The 15,989-nt window shown below is 65.9% G+C and carries 13 protein-coding genes, 2 tRNA genes, 2 rRNA genes and 1 other RNA gene; 8 read left to right on the top strand and 10 right to left on the bottom strand.

What is annotated here, in order from left to right:
• Nucleotides 1-73: 73 nt before the first annotated feature.
• The 6 genes from ACW7G5_RS13750 to ACW7G5_RS13725 all read left to right on the top strand — a co-directional run bounded on the left by ACW7G5_RS13750 (nt 74) and on the right by ACW7G5_RS13725 (nt 4,836).
• Nucleotides 74-149 (top strand) — tRNA-Ala (locus tag ACW7G5_RS13750).
• 17 nt (nt 150-166) lie between these two features.
• Nucleotides 167-243, top strand: a tRNA-Ile gene (locus ACW7G5_RS13745).
• 230 nt (nt 244-473) lie between these two features.
• Nucleotides 474-3,357: ribosomal RNA gene (locus ACW7G5_RS13740) — 23S ribosomal RNA — on the top strand.
• Between the two features lie 171 nt (nt 3,358-3,528).
• Nucleotides 3,529-3,642 (top strand): 5S ribosomal RNA (gene rrf / locus ACW7G5_RS13735).
• 44 nt (nt 3,643-3,686) lie between these two features.
• A complete protein-coding gene (locus tag ACW7G5_RS13730; RefSeq protein WP_457005400.1) occupies nt 3,687-4,298 on the top strand; it encodes a hypothetical protein in 612 nt (203 codons plus the stop codon).
• Nucleotides 4,299-4,347: 49 nt separating this feature from the next.
• Entirely contained in the window at nt 4,348-4,836 is a 489-nt protein-coding gene (locus tag ACW7G5_RS13725) for a hypothetical protein (protein WP_457005398.1), read from the top strand.
• Nucleotides 4,837-4,903: 67 nt separating this feature from the next.
• On the opposite strand, the gene rpiA is transcribed toward ACW7G5_RS13725, so the two are convergent.
• The 7 genes from rpiA to ACW7G5_RS13690 all read right to left on the bottom strand — a co-directional run bounded on the left by rpiA (nt 4,904) and on the right by ACW7G5_RS13690 (nt 9,671).
• A complete protein-coding gene (gene rpiA / locus ACW7G5_RS13720; protein ID WP_457005396.1) occupies nt 4,904-5,551 on the bottom strand; it encodes a ribose-5-phosphate isomerase RpiA in 648 nt (215 codons plus the stop codon).
• Nucleotides 5,548-6,030 (bottom strand): EVE domain-containing protein, encoded by a 483-nt coding sequence (locus ACW7G5_RS13715; RefSeq protein WP_457005395.1) that lies wholly within the window; start codon nt 6,028-6,030, stop codon nt 5,548-5,550. The genes rpiA and ACW7G5_RS13715 overlap by 4 nt, the downstream gene beginning before the upstream one ends.
• Nucleotides 6,027-6,575, bottom strand: coding sequence for a 5-formyltetrahydrofolate cyclo-ligase (locus ACW7G5_RS13710; RefSeq protein ID WP_457005456.1), 549 nt, complete (start codon nt 6,573-6,575; stop codon nt 6,027-6,029). Before ACW7G5_RS13710 ends, ACW7G5_RS13715 begins: the two co-directional genes overlap by 4 nt.
• Before the next feature lie 81 nt (nt 6,576-6,656).
• Nucleotides 6,657-6,842: non-coding RNA, 6S RNA (gene ssrS, locus ACW7G5_RS13705), on the bottom strand.
• A 93-nt stretch (nt 6,843-6,935) separates the two neighbouring features.
• Nucleotides 6,936-7,229 carry a cell division protein ZapA gene (locus tag ACW7G5_RS13700; protein ID WP_457005393.1) on the bottom strand — a complete coding sequence of 98 codons (294 nt, stop codon included), beginning with the start codon at nt 7,227-7,229 and terminating at the stop codon, nt 6,936-6,938.
• Complete coding sequence (locus ACW7G5_RS13695) at nt 7,226-7,447, bottom strand: TIGR02449 family protein (RefSeq protein ID WP_457005391.1); 222 nt, start codon at nt 7,445-7,447, stop codon at nt 7,226-7,228. The genes ACW7G5_RS13700 and ACW7G5_RS13695 overlap by 4 nt, the downstream gene beginning before the upstream one ends.
• 31 nt (nt 7,448-7,478) lie before the next feature.
• Complete coding sequence (locus ACW7G5_RS13690) at nt 7,479-9,671, bottom strand: putative bifunctional diguanylate cyclase/phosphodiesterase (protein WP_457005389.1); 2,193 nt, start codon at nt 9,669-9,671, stop codon at nt 7,479-7,481.
• A gap of 141 nt (nt 9,672-9,812) precedes the next feature.
• Here ACW7G5_RS13690 and ACW7G5_RS13685 point away from each other — a divergent pair, with 141 nt between their 5' ends.
• Nucleotides 9,813-10,361, top strand: a complete 549-nt coding sequence (locus ACW7G5_RS13685) for a UPF0149 family protein (protein ID WP_457005387.1) — start codon at nt 9,813-9,815, stop codon at nt 10,359-10,361.
• Between the two features lie 10 nt (nt 10,362-10,371).
• On the top strand, nt 10,372-11,688 hold the full coding sequence (locus tag ACW7G5_RS13680) for an aminopeptidase P N-terminal domain-containing protein (RefSeq protein WP_457005385.1): 1,317 nt from the start codon (nt 10,372-10,374) through the stop codon (nt 11,686-11,688).
• Nucleotides 11,689-11,745: 57 nt separating this feature from the next.
• On the opposite strand, the gene pepQ is transcribed toward ACW7G5_RS13680, so the two are convergent.
• From pepQ to ACW7G5_RS13665, 3 genes are all read right to left on the bottom strand, one after another.
• Entirely contained in the window at nt 11,746-13,083 is a 1,338-nt protein-coding gene (gene pepQ / locus ACW7G5_RS13675) for a Xaa-Pro dipeptidase (protein ID WP_457005383.1), read from the bottom strand.
• A gap of 65 nt (nt 13,084-13,148) precedes the next feature.
• Nucleotides 13,149-13,499 carry a PilZ domain-containing protein gene (locus ACW7G5_RS13670; RefSeq protein WP_457005381.1) on the bottom strand — a complete coding sequence of 117 codons (351 nt, stop codon included), beginning with the start codon at nt 13,497-13,499 and terminating at the stop codon, nt 13,149-13,151.
• Nucleotides 13,496-15,970: a DUF1631 family protein gene (locus tag ACW7G5_RS13665; RefSeq protein WP_457005379.1), complete on the bottom strand. Its 2,475-nt coding sequence runs from the start codon at nt 15,968-15,970 to the stop codon at nt 13,496-13,498. The genes ACW7G5_RS13670 and ACW7G5_RS13665 overlap by 4 nt, the downstream gene beginning before the upstream one ends.
• Nucleotides 15,971-15,989 lie beyond the last annotated feature (19 nt).

Raw genomic sequence — 15,989 nt, 5'->3', positions numbered from 1 at the left:
CTGTCAGGCGTCCGCACAAGTGACCTGCATCCAGGAGTTCCACGGCGAAAGCCGGGGGACCGACCCCTTTTATGGGGCCTTAGCTCAGCTGGGAGAGCACCTGCTTTGCAAGCAGGGGGTCGTCGGTTCGATCCCGACAGGCTCCACCACGCTGGGGAAAGACATTGGGTCTGTAGCTCAGGTGGTTAGAGCGCACCCCTGATAAGGGTGAGGCCGGTGGTTCGAGTCCTCCCAGACCCACCATTCCTGGATGATCTGCGCACACACTAAAGATTTAGAAGCGGGGCGGCATTGTGGCCGAACCGTGTTCTTTGAAAATCAGGGACGTAGCGAGCGTTTGAGACGAATATCCAAACGTGTCGTTGAGGCTAAGGCGGGGCCCTAGAGGCCCTACATAAATTGAGTGGTTATATTCACGTCCGTGCTTTGTACGCATGGGCTGCATATGGCTCCGAGGCGACTTGGGGTTATATGGTCAAGTGAATAAGCGCACACGGTGGATGCCTTGGCGGTCAGAGGCGATGAAGGACGTGGTAGCCTGCGAAAAGTGTCGGGGAGCTGGCAACAAGCTTTGATCCGGCAATGTCCGAATGGGGAAACCCACTCCGCAAGGAGTATTGCATGGTGAATACATAGCCATGCAAGGCGAACCCGGGGAACTGAAATATCTAAGTACCCGGAGGAAAAGAAATCAACCGAGATTCCCCTAGTAGCGACGAGCGAACGGGGAGCAGCCCAAAAGTTGTTCCGGTTCTAGCAAAACAGTCTGGAAAGACTGGCCATAGAAGGTGAAAGCCCTGTATGCGAAAGTGCCGGAATGATGATAAGTGAGTAGGGCGGGGCACGAGAAACCCTGTCTGAACATGGGGGGACCATCCTCCAAGGCTAAATACTCCTGACCGACCGATAGTGAACCAGTACCGTGAGGGAAAGGCGAAAAGAACCCCGGTGAGGGGAGTGAAATAGACCCTGAAACCGTGTGCGTACAAGCAGTAGGAGCTCCTTCGTGGAGTGACTGCGTACCTTTTGTATAATGGGTCAGCGACTTACTGTTCGTGGCGAGCTTAACCGTATAGGGGAGGCGAAGGGAAACCGAGTCTGATAAGGGCGCATAGTCGCGGGCAGTAGACCCGAAACCGGGTGATCTAGTCATGCCCAGGGTGAAGGTACCGTAACAGGTACTGGAGGCCCGAACCCACTCCCGTTGCAAAGGTAGGGGATGAGGTGTGATTAGGAGTGAAAAGCTAATCGAACCCGGAGATAGCTGGTTCTCCTCGAAAGCTATTTAGGTAGCGCCTCGCACGAATCTTCTTGGGGGTAGAGCACTGTTATGGCTAGGGGGTCATTGCGACTTACCAAACCATTGCAAACTCCGAATACCAAGACAGAATATGCGGGAGACACACGGCGGGTGCTAACGTTCGTCGTGAAAAGGGAAACAACCCAGACCCACAGCTAAGGTCCCAAATTCCATGCTGAGTGGAAAACCATGTGGAAAGGCACAGACAGCCAGGAGGTTGGCTTAGAAGCAGCCATCCTTTAAAGAAAGCGTAATAGCTCACTGGTCGAGTCGGTCTGCGGGGAAGATTTAACGGGGCTAAGCATGGAACCGAAGCTTGGGGTGCATCACTTTGTGATGCGCGGTAGAGGAGCGTTCCGTAAGCCGTTGAAGGTGGATTGAGAAGTCTGCTGGAGGTATCGGAAGTGCGAATGCTGACATGAGTAACGATAATGGGGGTGAAAAGCCCCCACGCCGAAAGCCCAAGGTTTCCTTGCGCAACGTTAATCGACGCAGGGTGAGTCGGCCCCTAAGGCGAGGCAGAAATGCGTAGTCGATGGGAAGCTGGTTAATATTCCAGCACCTCGCACAAGTGCGATGGAGGGACGGAGAAGGTTAGGTCTACCAGGCGTTGGTTGTCCTGGGGAAAGGAGGTAGGTTTGGGTCTTTGGCAAATCCGGGACCCTTCAAGACCGAGCACCGAGACGAGCTCATTAGAGCGAAGTGACTGATACCACGCTTCCAGGAAAAGCTCCTAAGCTTCAGCTTGTGCAGACCGTACCGTAAACCGACACAGGTGGGTAGGATGAGAATTCTCAGGCGCTTGAGAGAACTCGGGTGAAGGAACTAGGCAAAATGGTACCGTAACTTCGGGAGAAGGTACGCCCTCTTTGGTGGCCACATGCGTGGCTGGGCTGAGGAGGGCCGCAGATACCAGGCCGCTGCGACTGTTTATCAAAAACACAGGACTCTGCAAACACGAAAGTGGACGTATAGGGTCTGACGCCTGCCCGGTGCCGGAAGGTTAATTGATGGGGTCAGCCGCAAGGCGAAGCTCTTGATCGAAGCCCCGGTAAACGGCGGCCGTAACTATAACGGTCCTAAGGTAGCGAAATTCCTTGTCGGGTAAGTTCCGACCTGCACGAATGGCGTAACGATGGCGGCACTGTCTCCACCCGAGACTCAGTGAAATTGAAATCGCTGTGAAGATGCAGCGTTCCCGTGGCAAGACGGAAAGACCCCGTGAACCTTTACTATAGCTTTACACTGAACGTTGAGTTCGTCTGTGTAGGATAGGTGGGAGGCTGTGAAACCCTGGCGCTAGCTGGGGTGGAGCCAACCTTGAAATACCACCCTGTCGTGCTTGACGTTCTAACCTAGGTCCGTTATCCGGATCGGGGACCGTGTATGGTGGGTAGTTTGACTGGGGCGGTCTCCTCCCAAAGAGTAACGGAGGAGCTCGAAGGTACGCTCAGCGCGGTCGGACATCGCGCACTGTGTGCAAAGGCATAAGCGTGCTTGACTGCAAGATCGACGGATCAAGCAGGTACGAAAGTAGGACTTAGTGATCCGGTGGTTCTGTATGGAAGGGCCATCGCTCAACGGATAAAAGGTACTCCGGGGATAACAGGCTGATACCGCCCAAGAGTTCATATCGACGGCGGTGTTTGGCACCTCGATGTCGGCTCATCACATCCTGGGGCTGTAGCCGGTCCCAAGGGTATGGCTGTTCGCCATTTAAAGTGGTACGCGAGCTGGGTTCAGAACGTCGTGAGACAGTTCGGTCCCTATCTGCCATGGGCGTTGGAGATTTGAGAGGGGCTGCTCCTAGTACGAGAGGACCGGAGTGGACGAACCTCTGGTGTTCCGGTTGTCACGCCAGTGGCATTGCCGGGTAGCTACGTTCGGAAGCGATAACCGCTGAAAGCATCTAAGCGGGAAGCGCGCCTCAAGATGAGATCTCCCGGGGCACAAGCCCCCTGAAGGAACCATCAAGACTAGGTGGTTGATAGGCTGGGTGTGTAAGCACAGCAATGTGTTGAGCTAACCAGTACTAATGATCCGTGTGGCTTGACCATATAACCTCAAGTGGCCTTGGACTCGACGACGCGTCGATGTTCGACCCAAAAGTTCGCTACGTCCCTATTTATTCGCCAACGGCGGAGCTGATTTCTGGCTCCGTTCCGAGGCAAACCAACGAGAGCGTGTGCGCGTCAAGCCGGTAACGGCCCGCGACCCTCCACCCTCTCCCTGGTGACAATAGCTGCGTGGAACCACCCGATCCCATTCCGAACTCGGAAGTGAAACGCGCATGCGCCGATGGTAGTGTGCATCTAGCATGCGAGAGTAGGTCATCGCCAGGGTTTTACCCCAAAACCCCGCAGCCACGGCTGCGGGGTTTTTCTTTGTGTCCGTGCAGCTGACCGGGGCGCGGCTCTTGCCGCGTTACGCTGCTTCCGTTAACGTGTGCGACCTTTCCCTACCGGTGACGTCCATGCGTTGTTCTGCCCGCATCCTGATTTATGCAGCTTGCCTGCTCGTGCTGCCGGCCCTCGGCGCGGCCGAGCTTCCGCGTGTCGACGTGCAAGGCGCAACCGGCATGTGCAAGGCGTCCACGTTTGCCTACTCCCAGGGCACCCGGTATCGCCCGCTTGCGCTGGCGAACGAAGCCGCCGGCGACATCTATGTCAGCTGCAACTGGCAGGGTGATGATCGCGCGGGCAGCGTGCGCGGGGCCAAGCGTCTTTCGGTCGTGGTCAGCAATGGCGGCACGTCCGCGCGAGACGTGACCTGCACGCTGGTCAATGGCCATCAGACCGGTGGCCTGGAGTTCGCGGTCTATGTTCCGAAGACGGTCAGTGTCGCGGCCGGTAGCCATGCCGAACTGGCCTGGATTCCGGGTGACGTGTCCAATGCGAAGCCGTCGGGCATCGACCGGCCTTCCCTGAGTTGCGTGCTTCCGACGAAAACCTCAATGCAACACACCCGTCGCGAGTACAACGAAGATGTCGGCGCCTGATTCCCGCGGGCGCGCGCCCGCGGTTGCAACCGCCCTGCTTTCGGCCTTGATGCTTCCCATCGTTTCGGGGCAAGCGGATGCGGCCGAGGTCGTTCGTTACGACTTCCAGGGCGCTGCATCGGTTTGCCAACCGGCCACCTTCGCGTATGCGGAAGGCCTTGATTCGCGGCCCTTGAGCTTCGTAAACAAGGGAACGACGCCGGTATTCGTTTCTTGCGCCCTGCGTGGGGATCCGCGTCCCGGTGGCCGGGGCGCGATGAAGGTCCTGGTGGAAGCGGGTGCGACGGGCCGGCGATCGGGGAGGGTGACCTGCACCTTCGTCGAGGGCTACGAACAGGGCGATACGAGCCAGGCTGTCTATCGCACCAAGTCGGCGGATGTCTTCACGATGTCCCGCGGCGTGGCGCTTACATGGCAGCCCAGCGAGATCGCGGGCGCTCCCGAGCACATCTTCAGGCCGGCACTACAGTGCGTGCTTGCTCCGGGCACGGCCATCCACTATCTCTCCGTCACCTACGACGAAGACGTCGGCTCCTGAGCGTACGCATGCTTTGAGTCCTGGCAAGTCCTGGCAAGTCCGGGACTTCCGGTAGCAGTGCCGTGGTTCAGCGCACCCGCGGCGGCGTGCCGCCGACGATCACCACGTCGGCGGGACGCCGCGCGAACAGTCCGACGCTGACCACGCCCGGCACCTGGTTGAGCATCTGCTCGAGCGCCACCGGGTCGGTGATCGACAGGCCGTGGATGTCGATCACCCAGTTGCCGTTGTCGGTGACCGTGCCCTGGCGCCAGACTGGCTGGCCGCCGGTCAGCGCCACGATCTCGCGCCCCACCAGACTGCGCGCCATCGGGATGACCTCGACGGGCAGCGGAAAGCGCCCGAGCACCGGCACTTCCTTGGATGGATCGATGATGCAGACGAATTTCGCCGCCGCCTCGGCGATGATCTTCTCGCGGGTGAGCGCAGCGCCGCCGCCCTTGATGAGGCGCTTGCCCGGATCGCATTCATCGGCGCCGTCAACGTAAAGCGGGATCGGGCCGCAGGCATTCAGATCCAACACCTCGATGCCATGCCCGCGCAGTCGTTCGGTGCTTTGGTCCGAACTCGACACCGCACCGGCAATCCGGTCGCGGACGCCGGCGAGCGCATCGATGAAGAAGGCCACGGTCGATCCCGTGCCCACGCCCACCACCATGCCGTCTTCGACGTAGTCCAGGGCCTTTTCGCCGGCCAGGCGCTTGGCTTCACTCATTTCGGCTCCATGGCCAGCAGGATCTTCCACTGCGCGGCGCCCACCGGCAGCACGGACAGGCGGGTGCCCTTGCGGATCAGGGCGAAGTCCTCGCCCAGGGATTCCGAACGGGCGCGGATGGCTTCAAGCGTGACGGGTGCGGCGAGCCTGCGTACGAAGCCGACGTCGACCAGCATCCAGCGCGGTTCCTCCGGGCTCGCCTTGGAATCGAAGTACTTCGATTCGCGGTCGAACTGCGTCGGGTCCGGATAGGCCGCGCTCGCGACTTCGGCGATGCCGTAGATGCCGGGCACCTTGCAGTTGGAGTGGTAGAACAGCACGCCGTCGCCAAGCTGCATGCCGTCGCGCATGAAATTGCGCGCCTGGTAGTTGCGCACGCCCGTCCAGGGCTCGGTGCCGACCCGTTCAAGGTCGTCGATCGAGAAATCCTCGGGTTCCGACTTCATCAGCCAGTATCGTTTGCGCTTGCCAGTGGTCATGTCGGTCGGTAATGGGTGGATTGATCGGTGCATACCATGTCGAGCTGGACGTCCCAGTCTTCGCTGGGAAGGTCTTCGTCGACATGCTGGAATTCAAACGCAGCACCAACCAGCCGCGGTGGCGCGGATTGCCGGTGCCGGAACGCGAAGCTGCGATCGTACCAGCCGCCGCCCATGCCAAGCCGGTGGCAGCGGGTGTCGAAGGCGACCAGGGGCACGACCACCAGATCCAGCGCCGACGGCTCCAGGAGTGCCCCGGGCGCAACCGCGGGTTCCGGGATGCCATAGCGATTCGGTACGACGGGTTCGCCCGGGCGCCATGGAGCGAAGCGCAGGCAGCCGTCATCCTGCAGCACGGGCAGGCAATAGATGCAGTCCGCGGGAAGTCGCAGCTGCCAGACATGGAGGGCGATTTCACCGTCGGCGGCCCAGTAGCCGGCAACAGCGGCTCGAGGCGCAAGCGGCAGCGAAAGCAGCTGCCCGGCGAGGGCACTGGCCGAACCGATGCGCGCCGCCGGGGGAACCCCGCGTCGACGCTCGCGCATGAGGCGGCGGGTGTCGCCGCGGTTCGGGGGACTCACGTCACGTCCGGCGCAAGGCTCGCCGGCGGGAGTCGGAAAGGAGATACGTCCTCCACCATGTCGATGCATACCAAACGACCTTGAACCCGGGGTTCAAGTGGAGACGCTTGGCTGCCATCGGGCTTTCCGCTCGGGGGCGGACATGCACGCCAGGCTACCGTCGCGTCCCCGTGGTCGTGATTAAGGGACAAGGCGAATGTTTGTGTACGCCGTCGGTCACGGCAGAGGACGCAGCCGCAGTATACCCCTTGGACTTCCGACCCGAAGGCCATCCGTCGGTGGCCGTTCACCTTGTGCCTGGCCCCGCGGTCGATGCGCTCGCCTTCAAGCATGGAGCAGCGCGTCGAGCTTCAGCTCCAGCGCCGACAGCGCATCCGCCAGTTCCCGGTCGCGGCGTTCCGCGTCCCTGCGCAGCTGTTCGAGTTCGTGGGCCAGGTTGAGTGCGGCAAGCACCGCGACGCGATCGATCGCGGCCATGCGGTTGGCGCCGCGCACTTCGCGCATGCGCGCATCCAGCACGCGTGCCGCAGCCATGAGGCCTTCGACTTCGCCCGCGCCCACGCCAACGGTGTACTCGCGATCAAGCACCCGTACGCTGACGGCCTCGGTACCGCTCACGTGTGCTGCTCCAGTGATTTGAGGTGCGCGATCATCGCCTCGACCCGGCTGCGCGCCTGTTCGTTCCTGGTCAGCAGCTGGGCCCGTTCCCCCGAGGCCTGTTCATGCTGCTGGCGGAGGCTGCGGTTCTCCTCGCCCAACCGGCGCGTGCGCACCGCGAGCTCGTCGAAGCGTTCTGAAAGCCGCCGCAGCTGGGCAAGCACGTCCGGAGTGTCCATCAGCGGCACGATAGCAGGCGGGCGGGAGTGGTCAAGGCGTCCCGATGGTGGTGGCAGTGGCCGGACCCCCGGAATGGCGGCGGTTGTGGATGTAGGCCATGCAGGACACCGCGTCCAGGGGATGCGACACCCAGAAGCCCTGGATCTCGTCGCAGTGGTTGCGGGCCAGGAACCGGGCCTGGTCCGCGGTCTCCACCCCTTCGGCGACCACGGTCAGCCCGAGTCCGTGGGCCATCGCGATCACCGTGGTCGTGATCGACGCGCCTTCGCGGTCGTTGCAGACGTCGGCGATGAACGTCTTGTCGATCTTGATCGTGGTGATCGGCAGCCGCTTGAGGTACGCAAGCGACGAGTAGCCGGTGCCGAAATCGTCGATGGCCAGCGAGACGCCCAGCTCGCGGAAGGCCTGCAGCTTGTGCGCGGTCTGCGCGGCGTTGGCCATGAGCATGCTTTCGGTCAGTTCCAGCTCCAGTGCCTGCGCCGGTACGCCGGTATCGTCCAGTACGCCGCGCACGACTTCGGCGAAGTCCCCGCGCAGCAGCTGCAGTACCGACATGTTCACCGATACCCGGACATCGGACAGGCCATGGTCGCGCCAGCGGCGGGCCGCCAGGCAGGCCTCGCGCAGGACCCATTCGCCGATCTCGAGGATCATGCCGTTCTCTTCGGCAAGCGGGATGAAGTCGGCCGGCGGGATTTCGCCGTGTTCGGGACTGGTCCAGCGCAGCAGCGCTTCGGCGCCGGTGATGAGCGAAGACGCCAATGCCTGCCGTGGCTGGTAGACCACCCGCAGCTCGCCGCGGTCAAGCGCCTTGTGCAGCGCGCCGGCGAGGATCGCACGCCGGCGGATCGCGGCTTCCATGCTGTCGTCGTAGCGCATCCAGGTGCGGCGGCCGGCGGCCTTGGCCTGGTACATGGCGGCATCGGCGCGCTTGAGGAGTTCGGTGGGCACCTGGGCGTGGTCGGGGTACAGGCTGACGCCGATCGAGGCCGATACCGAGACCTCCTGGCCGTCCTCGGGGACCAGTGGCGCCTCGAACGCCATGATGATCTCCCGCGCCACGCGCTCGGCGTCCTCGGGTGCGGCCAGGCCCTCGAGGATCACCGTGAACTCATCGCCGGCCAGTCGGGCCACGGTCTGCCCCGGACCGACCGCCTGTTGCAGGCGGGCCGCGGCCGCGCGCAGGATGCGGTCGCCGACGGCGTGGCCAAGCGAATCGTTGATGTCCTTGAAACGGTCGAGGTCGAGGAACAGCACGGCGACCCGGGAGCCGTCGCGCCGGGCGTGGACGATCGCGCGCGACAGGCGCTCCGCAAGCAGCGAGCGGTTGGGCAGGTCGGTCAGCGAATCGAAGTTGGCCAGGTAGCGCAGCTCTTCCTCGGCGCGCTTCTGCAGCGTGATGTCGCTGAGCATCAGCACGTGCATGCGTTCGCCGCCGGCGTTGCCATCAAGCACGGTGGCGGCCTCCACGGCGCACAGGAGTTCCTCGCCGTTGTGTTCACGCTGCCACATTTCGCCCGACCAGCGGCCGTCGCGCCGGAGGGCCTCGCGCATGCTGCGCCCGCGTGAGTGATCGTGCTGGATGCTGTCGAGGACATCCACGCTGCGCCCGATGACGTCGGCCGCGCCGTGGCCGGTGATCCGCGTGAACGCGGGATTCACCGAGAGGAACCGGAAGCGGTCGTCAAGGACCGCAACCGCCTCGCTCATGCTGCGCAGCACTTCGCTGGCGATGCGGTTCTCGCGCTCCACCGCGCGGGTGGCGCCGATGTCGAGCGAGGTTCCGGCGACCCGCAGGATCGCGCCGTCGGCCTGGTGCTCGACCGCGCGGCCGCGGGCCCGGATCCACGTCCAGTCGCCTTGGGTCGACGCCGGGCTGTCGGCGCGGACCCGGTGTTCGGACGAGAACTCCGCGGTCTCGCCGGCGGCGTAACGATGCATGGCATCGACAACGCCCGGCAGGTCGTCGGGATGGATCACGGCGGCCGGCTCCGCCTGCTCGGAGCTGAAATCGTGCCTGCAGCCATCGCCATCGTGGCGGGCGACCAGGTATTGCAGGCGCGCGCTCGGCACATGGAAGTCCCAATAGCGCTGGCCGCTCGCCCACAGGGCCATGCGAAAGCTCTGCTCGCGCGCGTGCAGCGATGCCACCAACCTGCGCGCCCGTCGCGCACGCATGGCGAGGACGACGCAGGCCGCTGCCAGCATCGTCGCGATGACCACAGGTCCAGCTCCATCGGCCACTGGCAAGGCGGCTCTCCCCATCGCCTCCCCTGGCGGACATCGCAGTGTAGGCGCGCGTGCGCGCCGGCAACAAGCCGCGCCCGACGGTACACTGCCGTGGTCCATCGCAGACTCCTTGCCATGTCCGAAAAATCATTGCCTACCCTGTCCGAAGTCGAGCAGACCTGCCGCGAGTCCGGCCTCGCCACGCCCGCGCCCGAACTGCACGGCAGCCTGTGCGGCTGGTTGGCCGGTGGCGGCGACCCCGCGGGCAACTGGCTGGCCCGGGTGATGGTGGACGACAGCCTCCCGGCCCCGGCCGAAGGCTCGGTGCTGGCGCGCCTGCAGTCGGCAACGCGCAGCCAGTTCGAAGACCGCGAGTTCGGGCTGGTCCTGCTCGGCCCCGACGACGATGCCTCCCTGGCCGCGCGCAGCGGCGCCCTGTTCGACTGGTGCCGCGGTTTCGTTGGCGCGTTCGGACTCGCCGCCGGTAGTGGGGCGAAGCTTTCGGAGGAGGGCGAGGAAGCCCTTGCCGACCTTGCACGCCTGGCGCGCGCCACGGCCCAGGATGATGGTGACGAGGAAGACGAAGCCGCGCTGGCCGAGATCGAAGAGTTCGTCCGCGTCGCCGCACTGCTCCTGCACGGAGATTGCGCGCTGGCCGCCCGCCACCGCAACAGCCTCAACTGAGTTCCGCTGCATGGCCTTTGCCGCACCGACCAGCATCTGCAAGCGCCGTCGCCGCCAGCTCATGCGGATGGCCGGTGACGACGCGATCATCATCCTTCCCGCCGCGCCCGAGCGCGTGCGCAGTCGCGACACCTTCCATCCCTACCGGCCGGATTCCGACGTCCTGTACCTCAGCGGGTTCGACGAGCCGGAAGCGGTCCTGGTGCTGGTGCCGGGCCGCGCGCACGGCGAAAGCCTGCTGTTCTGCCGCGAACGCGATGCCGCGCGCGAAGCCTGGGACGGCTCCCGCGTCGGCCCCGAAGGCGCCCCGGACGCGCTTGGCATCGACGACGCCTATGCGATCGACGACATCGACGACATCCTGCCCGGCCTGATCGAAGGCCGCCGCCGCGTCTACTACCACTTCGGCCGCGACACCGACTTCGACCTCAAGCTGATCGGCTGGGTCAACAGCGTCCGCGCCCAGGTCCGCCACGGTGCGCAGCCGCCGCACGAATTCCTCGATCTGGGCCACCTGCTGGACGAGATGCGCCTGTTCAAGGGCGCCGACGAGCTGCGGCTGATGCGCCGCGCCGCGGCGATCAGCGTGCAGGCCCACGAAGCGGTGATGCGCGCGGCACGTGCCGGCATGCGCGAATACGAACTGCAGGCCGAGCTCGAGCGCGTGTTCCGCGCCGCCGGCGCCGAACCCGCCTATTCCAGCATCATCGGCGCGGGTGCCAATGCCTGCATCCTCCATTACCGCGGCAACCGCGCCACGGTGCGCCGCGGCGACCTGGTGCTGGTCGACGCCGGCGCCGAGCATCGCGGCTATGCCGCCGACATCACCCGCACCTTCCCGGTCGACGGCGCCTACAGCCGCGAGCAGCGGATCCTGCACGACCTGGTCGATGCCGCCTACGCCGCGGCGCTCGCGCAGGCGCGGCCCGGCGTGCCCTACGAGGCCGGCCACCTGGCCGCAGTGGAGGTGCTCACCGAGGGCATGCTTTCGCTGGGGCTGCTGAAGGGCACGCTGCGCAAGGCGCTGGCGGACGAGGCCTACAAGCGCTACTACCCGCACAAGACCGGCCACTGGATCGGCCTGGACGTGCACGACGTGGGCGACTACCGCATCGACGGCGAGTCGCGCCTGCTCGAACCGGGCATGGTCTACACCATCGAGCCCGGGATCTACATCCCGCCGGGCGATACCGACGTTGCCGCCAAGTGGCGCGGCATCGGCATCCGCACCGAAGACGACGTCGCCATCACCCGTGACGGCCACGAGCTGCTGACCGCTGGGCTGGCCCGCAGCGCCGACGAGATCGAAGCGTTCATGGCGGGCTGAACGGCGGCGCGGGCAAACGCACATGCCGCCGTCGTCGCGCCCGTTGCCGGTGGCCGGTCAGCCCAGCGAGGCGAACTCTTCGCGGGTCAGGTTCACCGGCTCGCCGTCCGTGCACACCACGTTGTCCTCGATGCGCACGCCGCCGAAGCGCCGGAAGTCATCCACGCGGTCCCAGTCCACCAGACGGGCGTTGTCGCTGGCCTTGAGGTCTTCGAGCAGCATGTCGCCGAAGTACAGGCCGGGTTCGATCGTCACCACCATGCCCGGCGCCAGCTCGCGCGTCAGCCGCAGGTAGGGATGGCCCTCGGGCTTGTCGATGCTGCCGCCGGCGTCGGAGGCCGCGAAGCCGGCGACGTCGTGCACCTGCAGGCCCAGGCCGTGGCCGATGCCATGCGGGAAGAAGCTCGCGCTGAGGCCGCTGGCCACGGCCTCCTCGGCGCCGCAGCCGATCACCCCGAATTCCTTCAGCACGCCCGACAGGGCCAGGTGGGCATCGAGGTGCAGCTGCCGGTAGTCGACGCCGGCGCGGACCTGGTCGCACATCGCCAGCTCGGCGCGATCGACGGCATCGATGAAGGCCTGGAATTCGCCCTCGCGATCCATGGCATGGGTGCGGGTGATGTCGGCCGCGTAGCCGGCGTGGCCGGCGCCGGCGTCGAGCAGGAAGCTCAGTACCGGCTTCGGCGGCAGGCGGTCGCGCTCGGTGTAGTGCAGCACCGCGCCATGGCCGTTGAGGGCGACGATGTTGCTGTACGGAAGTTCGTTGGCGTCCTGGCCCACCGCCTGGCAATAGGCCAGGTGGATGCCGAATTCGCTGGCGCCGGCCCGGAAGGCGCGTTCGGCCGCGCGATGGCCGCGGACCGCGCGCCGGTTGGCCTGGCGCAGCATGGCCAGTTCGTAGGGCGTCTTGTAGGCACGGTGGTAGTCGAGGTAGTCGAGCACCGGCTGCGGGTTGTTTGGGGCGAAGGCACCGTAACGGCCGAGCGCGCTCTGCGCCTCGCCGAGGATGGCGCAGCGCGTCGCGTCCCGCGGCAGGTGCTGCAGGGCCTCGTCGGGCGTGCGCACCACGGTGATGTCGAAGTGCTCGACCCAGTCGCCCGACGGCGACTCGGGTACCACGTGCCAGTAGTCGCGCGGCTGCAGGTAGACCAGCTTCGGGCGCGCGCCGGGCGTGGCCACAAGCCAGCTGCCGGGATTGGCCAGCAGCGGCACCCAGGCCTTGAACTGCGGATTGACCGCGTAGGGATAGTCGCGGTCGTCGAAGACCTGGTAATGCAGGGTGCCGCTGGGAACCACGAGGTGGTCGAAGCCGCCGCGCTCAAGCGCGATCGCGGTGCGCGCGGCCAGCGTCTCGAGGTGGGCGGCGTAGAGGGATGCGGGGGTCTGGACGGTCATGGCGGCTACACAGGGGGGGGGCTTGCCGCCATTTTGCCGCATCGGCCGGATCGTCGCCGGACCCGCTATTCGTAGCGGCTGCCCGGGGCGTCGATCCACGCGCGGAGCGGCCGCGCCTGCAGTTCGGTGATGCCGAGGAACCTGAAGCCGGCCCAGACCTGGCCTGGCGCGCTGGCCTGGTCCATCCACAGCAGGTGGGCGCCGATCTCGACGCTGGACTCGTCGTCGCCTTCCGTCGGCAGGCTGAAGCGGAACTGGTACAGGGCGTCGTCCACCAACGGCGTCCCGGCCATCAGCAGCATGCCGGTTTCCGACAGGTTGCCGATCCGCCCGACCACGCGTTCGGTCATGGCGTCGATCACCAGGATGGTCGCGGGGGCCTTGCGTCGCCGGGCGCGCCGGAACTCGTTGATCATGCGTGCGGATCCGCGTCGATGGACAGGGCGTCGCTGCGCCCGGCGAAGCTGCGCAGGGTACGCAGCGCGGCCTGCCAGGCGCGGTCGACCAGTCGGCCGCGCTCGGCGGTGACGATGCGTGCCTGCCCGGCCACGATCATCCGCGCCAGCGAGTCCAGCGAATGCTCGCCGATGCGCTGGCCGCGCTGGTTCACGAACAGCGCGTTGTCGGTGACCGGGCTGAACCACGACATGCGGCGGCGGACGACGTCGCCCTGCTGGTTGGTGGTGAATTCGATCCAGGTGCCGAAGGGCATCACCCGGAGCTGCTCGTAACGCGCCTGCTCCCCGGGCGTGCGCGGAGGCAGGTCGGGGCGGCGCGCCCGTTCGGCGTCCTCGCCGAGCCGGGTGCGCGCCTTGAGCTTCATCGCCAGCTCGGTGCGCGAGGCGGGATCGTCCTCGTCGCTGCGGCTGCTGGTCAGGCGCGCGGCGATGATGCCGGCCTCGTCGGCGTGGTAGCCAACCTGCGACAGGGCGGCTTCGACGTGGGTCGTCAGCGCCGGGTCGGCGACCGCTTCACCGCGTACGCAGGCGGTGATGATGCGCCGGGTGGCACCAAGCTGGGCCTGCCATTCGGGCGAATCCTCGCCCTGGCGAAGCAGGCTGAGGGTCAGGACATCGGTCCAGGCCTGGTTGAGCAGCGCCCGGGAGAATTTCGGGATCCGCTGGTCGCCGAGGAGCTTTTCAAGCACGGCCGCCGAGCGGAGCTTGGCGACCTCGAGCTTTTCCTTGCCGCGGGCGGCTTCGACGTGCCGGCGCTCGAGCATTTCGGCCTTGCGCACCTGCGCCTGCAGGTGTGCCTGCAGCTGCTCGTTGCTGGCCTCGAACACCTTGTTGTCGCCGTCGTACTTTTCGACGACCTGGCTGACCGCCTGCTGCAGCGGGAGCAGCAGCTGGGGGTCGACGTCGTCCTTGTCGAGCCAGCTTGCGGCGGTTTCGGCGACGGTGTTGAGGAGTTCGCGCGCCGGGTGCGTCGCCTGGACGAAGAAGGCCTGGTCCTGCAGCGCGACCCGCAGCAGCGGCAGCTGCAGCCTGCGGATCAGGGCGGCAGCCGGGGCATCGGTCCGGATCTCGCCTTCGAGCTGGCCGTACAGCAGGTGCAGGAGTTCGAAGGTGTCGTTGTCGCGCTGGGACAGGCTGGCGCCCTTGCCATGGCGCTGGCGTGCCTGCGCCAGCAGCATCTGGCGCACGTCCATCAGGCTCGGCCTGGTGCCACCGGGAGCATCCGGCTGGCGCTGTATCGACCCCAGCGCGTGCATCAGCTCGCTGGTTCCCAGCGTCGCCATCGGGCCCGCGGGACTGGTGGCGCGCAGCTTGCCGATCAGTGCGCGGCGTCCGGCCAGCAGCTGCTGCAGGGCACCGTACGACGCCTGCTCGTCGCTGCCGGCGAATGCGGTGGTGGTTTCCGCCATCCATCCGGTGTGCGGATGCCGGGTGCCTGCGGGACCCGGGCCTGTTCCCGACGGCTTCGAGCCGCGCTGCGCGCCGCCACCCGTGCCGCCGCCATTGCCAGCAGCGCCAGCGCGCGATCCACCGGCCACTGCGGCATCGCCTTGCCCGGCGTTCCGCGGCGCATTGTCCGCACCGCGCTGTTCGACCTCGCCATCGCGCCCGGAGCCGCTCCGCCCGTCCGGCGTCCCGCGGGCCCCACGGTTGTTGGACCGCCCCGGGGCCGCGCTCTCGGCGGCTTCCTCGGCCTGGTCGCGTGGCGAGGCGCGCAGCCGCGCGGGTACATAGGTCAGTCCCTTGAGGACACCCGCCTGGTCGAGGGTGGCGTCGAGCTTCTCGAGCACCGGCGCGTAGTGGGCCATGACCATGCGGTCGAACAACCGATACAGCAGTTCGCGCGCCTCGGCGCCGAGCTGGAGGGCGTGGCAGGCGCTGCGCAGGGCGCGGCACACGGCCTGTGGCCCCAGCGGCAGGCGTTCGGCGTCAGGCGCCGGCGTCCCGGCCAGCACGCCGAAGCGCTGGCCAAGCAGGTGCATCGGCAGGCTGGCGCGGCCTTCCTGCCGGATCGCGATCTCGCGCAGCAGCGTGTCCTCGTCGATCATCGAGTCGTCGACCAGGCCCAGGATCCGTCCGGCGGCCGGCGCTGCCGGAGGCGGGTTCGCCGCGGCCACCGGTGGCGCGCGCAGCGTGGCCAGGCCGATCTCCAGCTCGAGCATGAACTGCGGCACCAGGTCCGAGCGGTTCATGCGGAAGCTGCGCAGCGCCTGCACGTATGCGGACTCGCTGCCCGGGTGCCTGGAGCGCTCGGCCAGGCGGAACAGCTCCTGCTCGTACTCGTCGAGCATCGAGGCCAGGTACGGATCGAGCTCCATCGACACGAGCTTCAATGCCGCGTCCAAGGCCTTGCGTATGCGCCTTGGGAGGTCGACGGCCGCAAGGCCGCGCCGACCCGGACCATCGTTGGAATGTGTCGTCAATGACATGAGTGTTCGCTGGTTCCCC

This window comes from Luteimonas sp. A501, from assembly GCF_054052085.1.
This window is presented reverse-complemented; position numbering and strand designations above follow the sequence as displayed.

What these genes read in the sequence shown, in the direction of transcription:
- ACW7G5_RS13715 (WP_457005395.1), bottom strand. Translation starts at nt 6,030, where the DNA reads ATGACCACTGGCAAGCGCAAACGATACTGGCTGATGAAGTCGGAACCC.
- ACW7G5_RS13680 (WP_457005385.1), top strand. Translation starts at nt 10,372, where the DNA reads ATGGCCTTTGCCGCACCGACCAGCATCTGCAAGCGCCGTCGCCGCCAG.
- ACW7G5_RS13710 (WP_457005456.1), bottom strand. Translation starts at nt 6,575, where the DNA reads ATGCGCGAGCGTCGACGCGGGGTTCCCCCGGCGGCGCGCATCGGTTCG.
- rpiA (WP_457005396.1), bottom strand. Translation starts at nt 5,551, where the DNA reads ATGAGTGAAGCCAAGCGCCTGGCCGGCGAAAAGGCCCTGGACTACGTC.
- ACW7G5_RS13665 (WP_457005379.1), bottom strand. Translation starts at nt 15,970, where the DNA reads ATGTCATTGACGACACATTCCAACGATGGTCCGGGTCGGCGCGGCCTT.
- ACW7G5_RS13725 (WP_457005398.1), top strand. Translation starts at nt 4,348, where the DNA reads ATGCTTCCCATCGTTTCGGGGCAAGCGGATGCGGCCGAGGTCGTTCGT.
- ACW7G5_RS13670 (WP_457005381.1), bottom strand. Translation starts at nt 13,499, where the DNA reads ATGATCAACGAGTTCCGGCGCGCCCGGCGACGCAAGGCCCCCGCGACC.
- ACW7G5_RS13695 (WP_457005391.1), bottom strand. Translation starts at nt 7,447, where the DNA reads ATGGACACTCCGGACGTGCTTGCCCAGCTGCGGCGGCTTTCAGAACGC.
- ACW7G5_RS13685 (WP_457005387.1), top strand. Translation starts at nt 9,813, where the DNA reads ATGTCCGAAAAATCATTGCCTACCCTGTCCGAAGTCGAGCAGACCTGC.
- pepQ (WP_457005383.1), bottom strand. Translation starts at nt 13,083, where the DNA reads ATGACCGTCCAGACCCCCGCATCCCTCTACGCCGCCCACCTCGAGACG.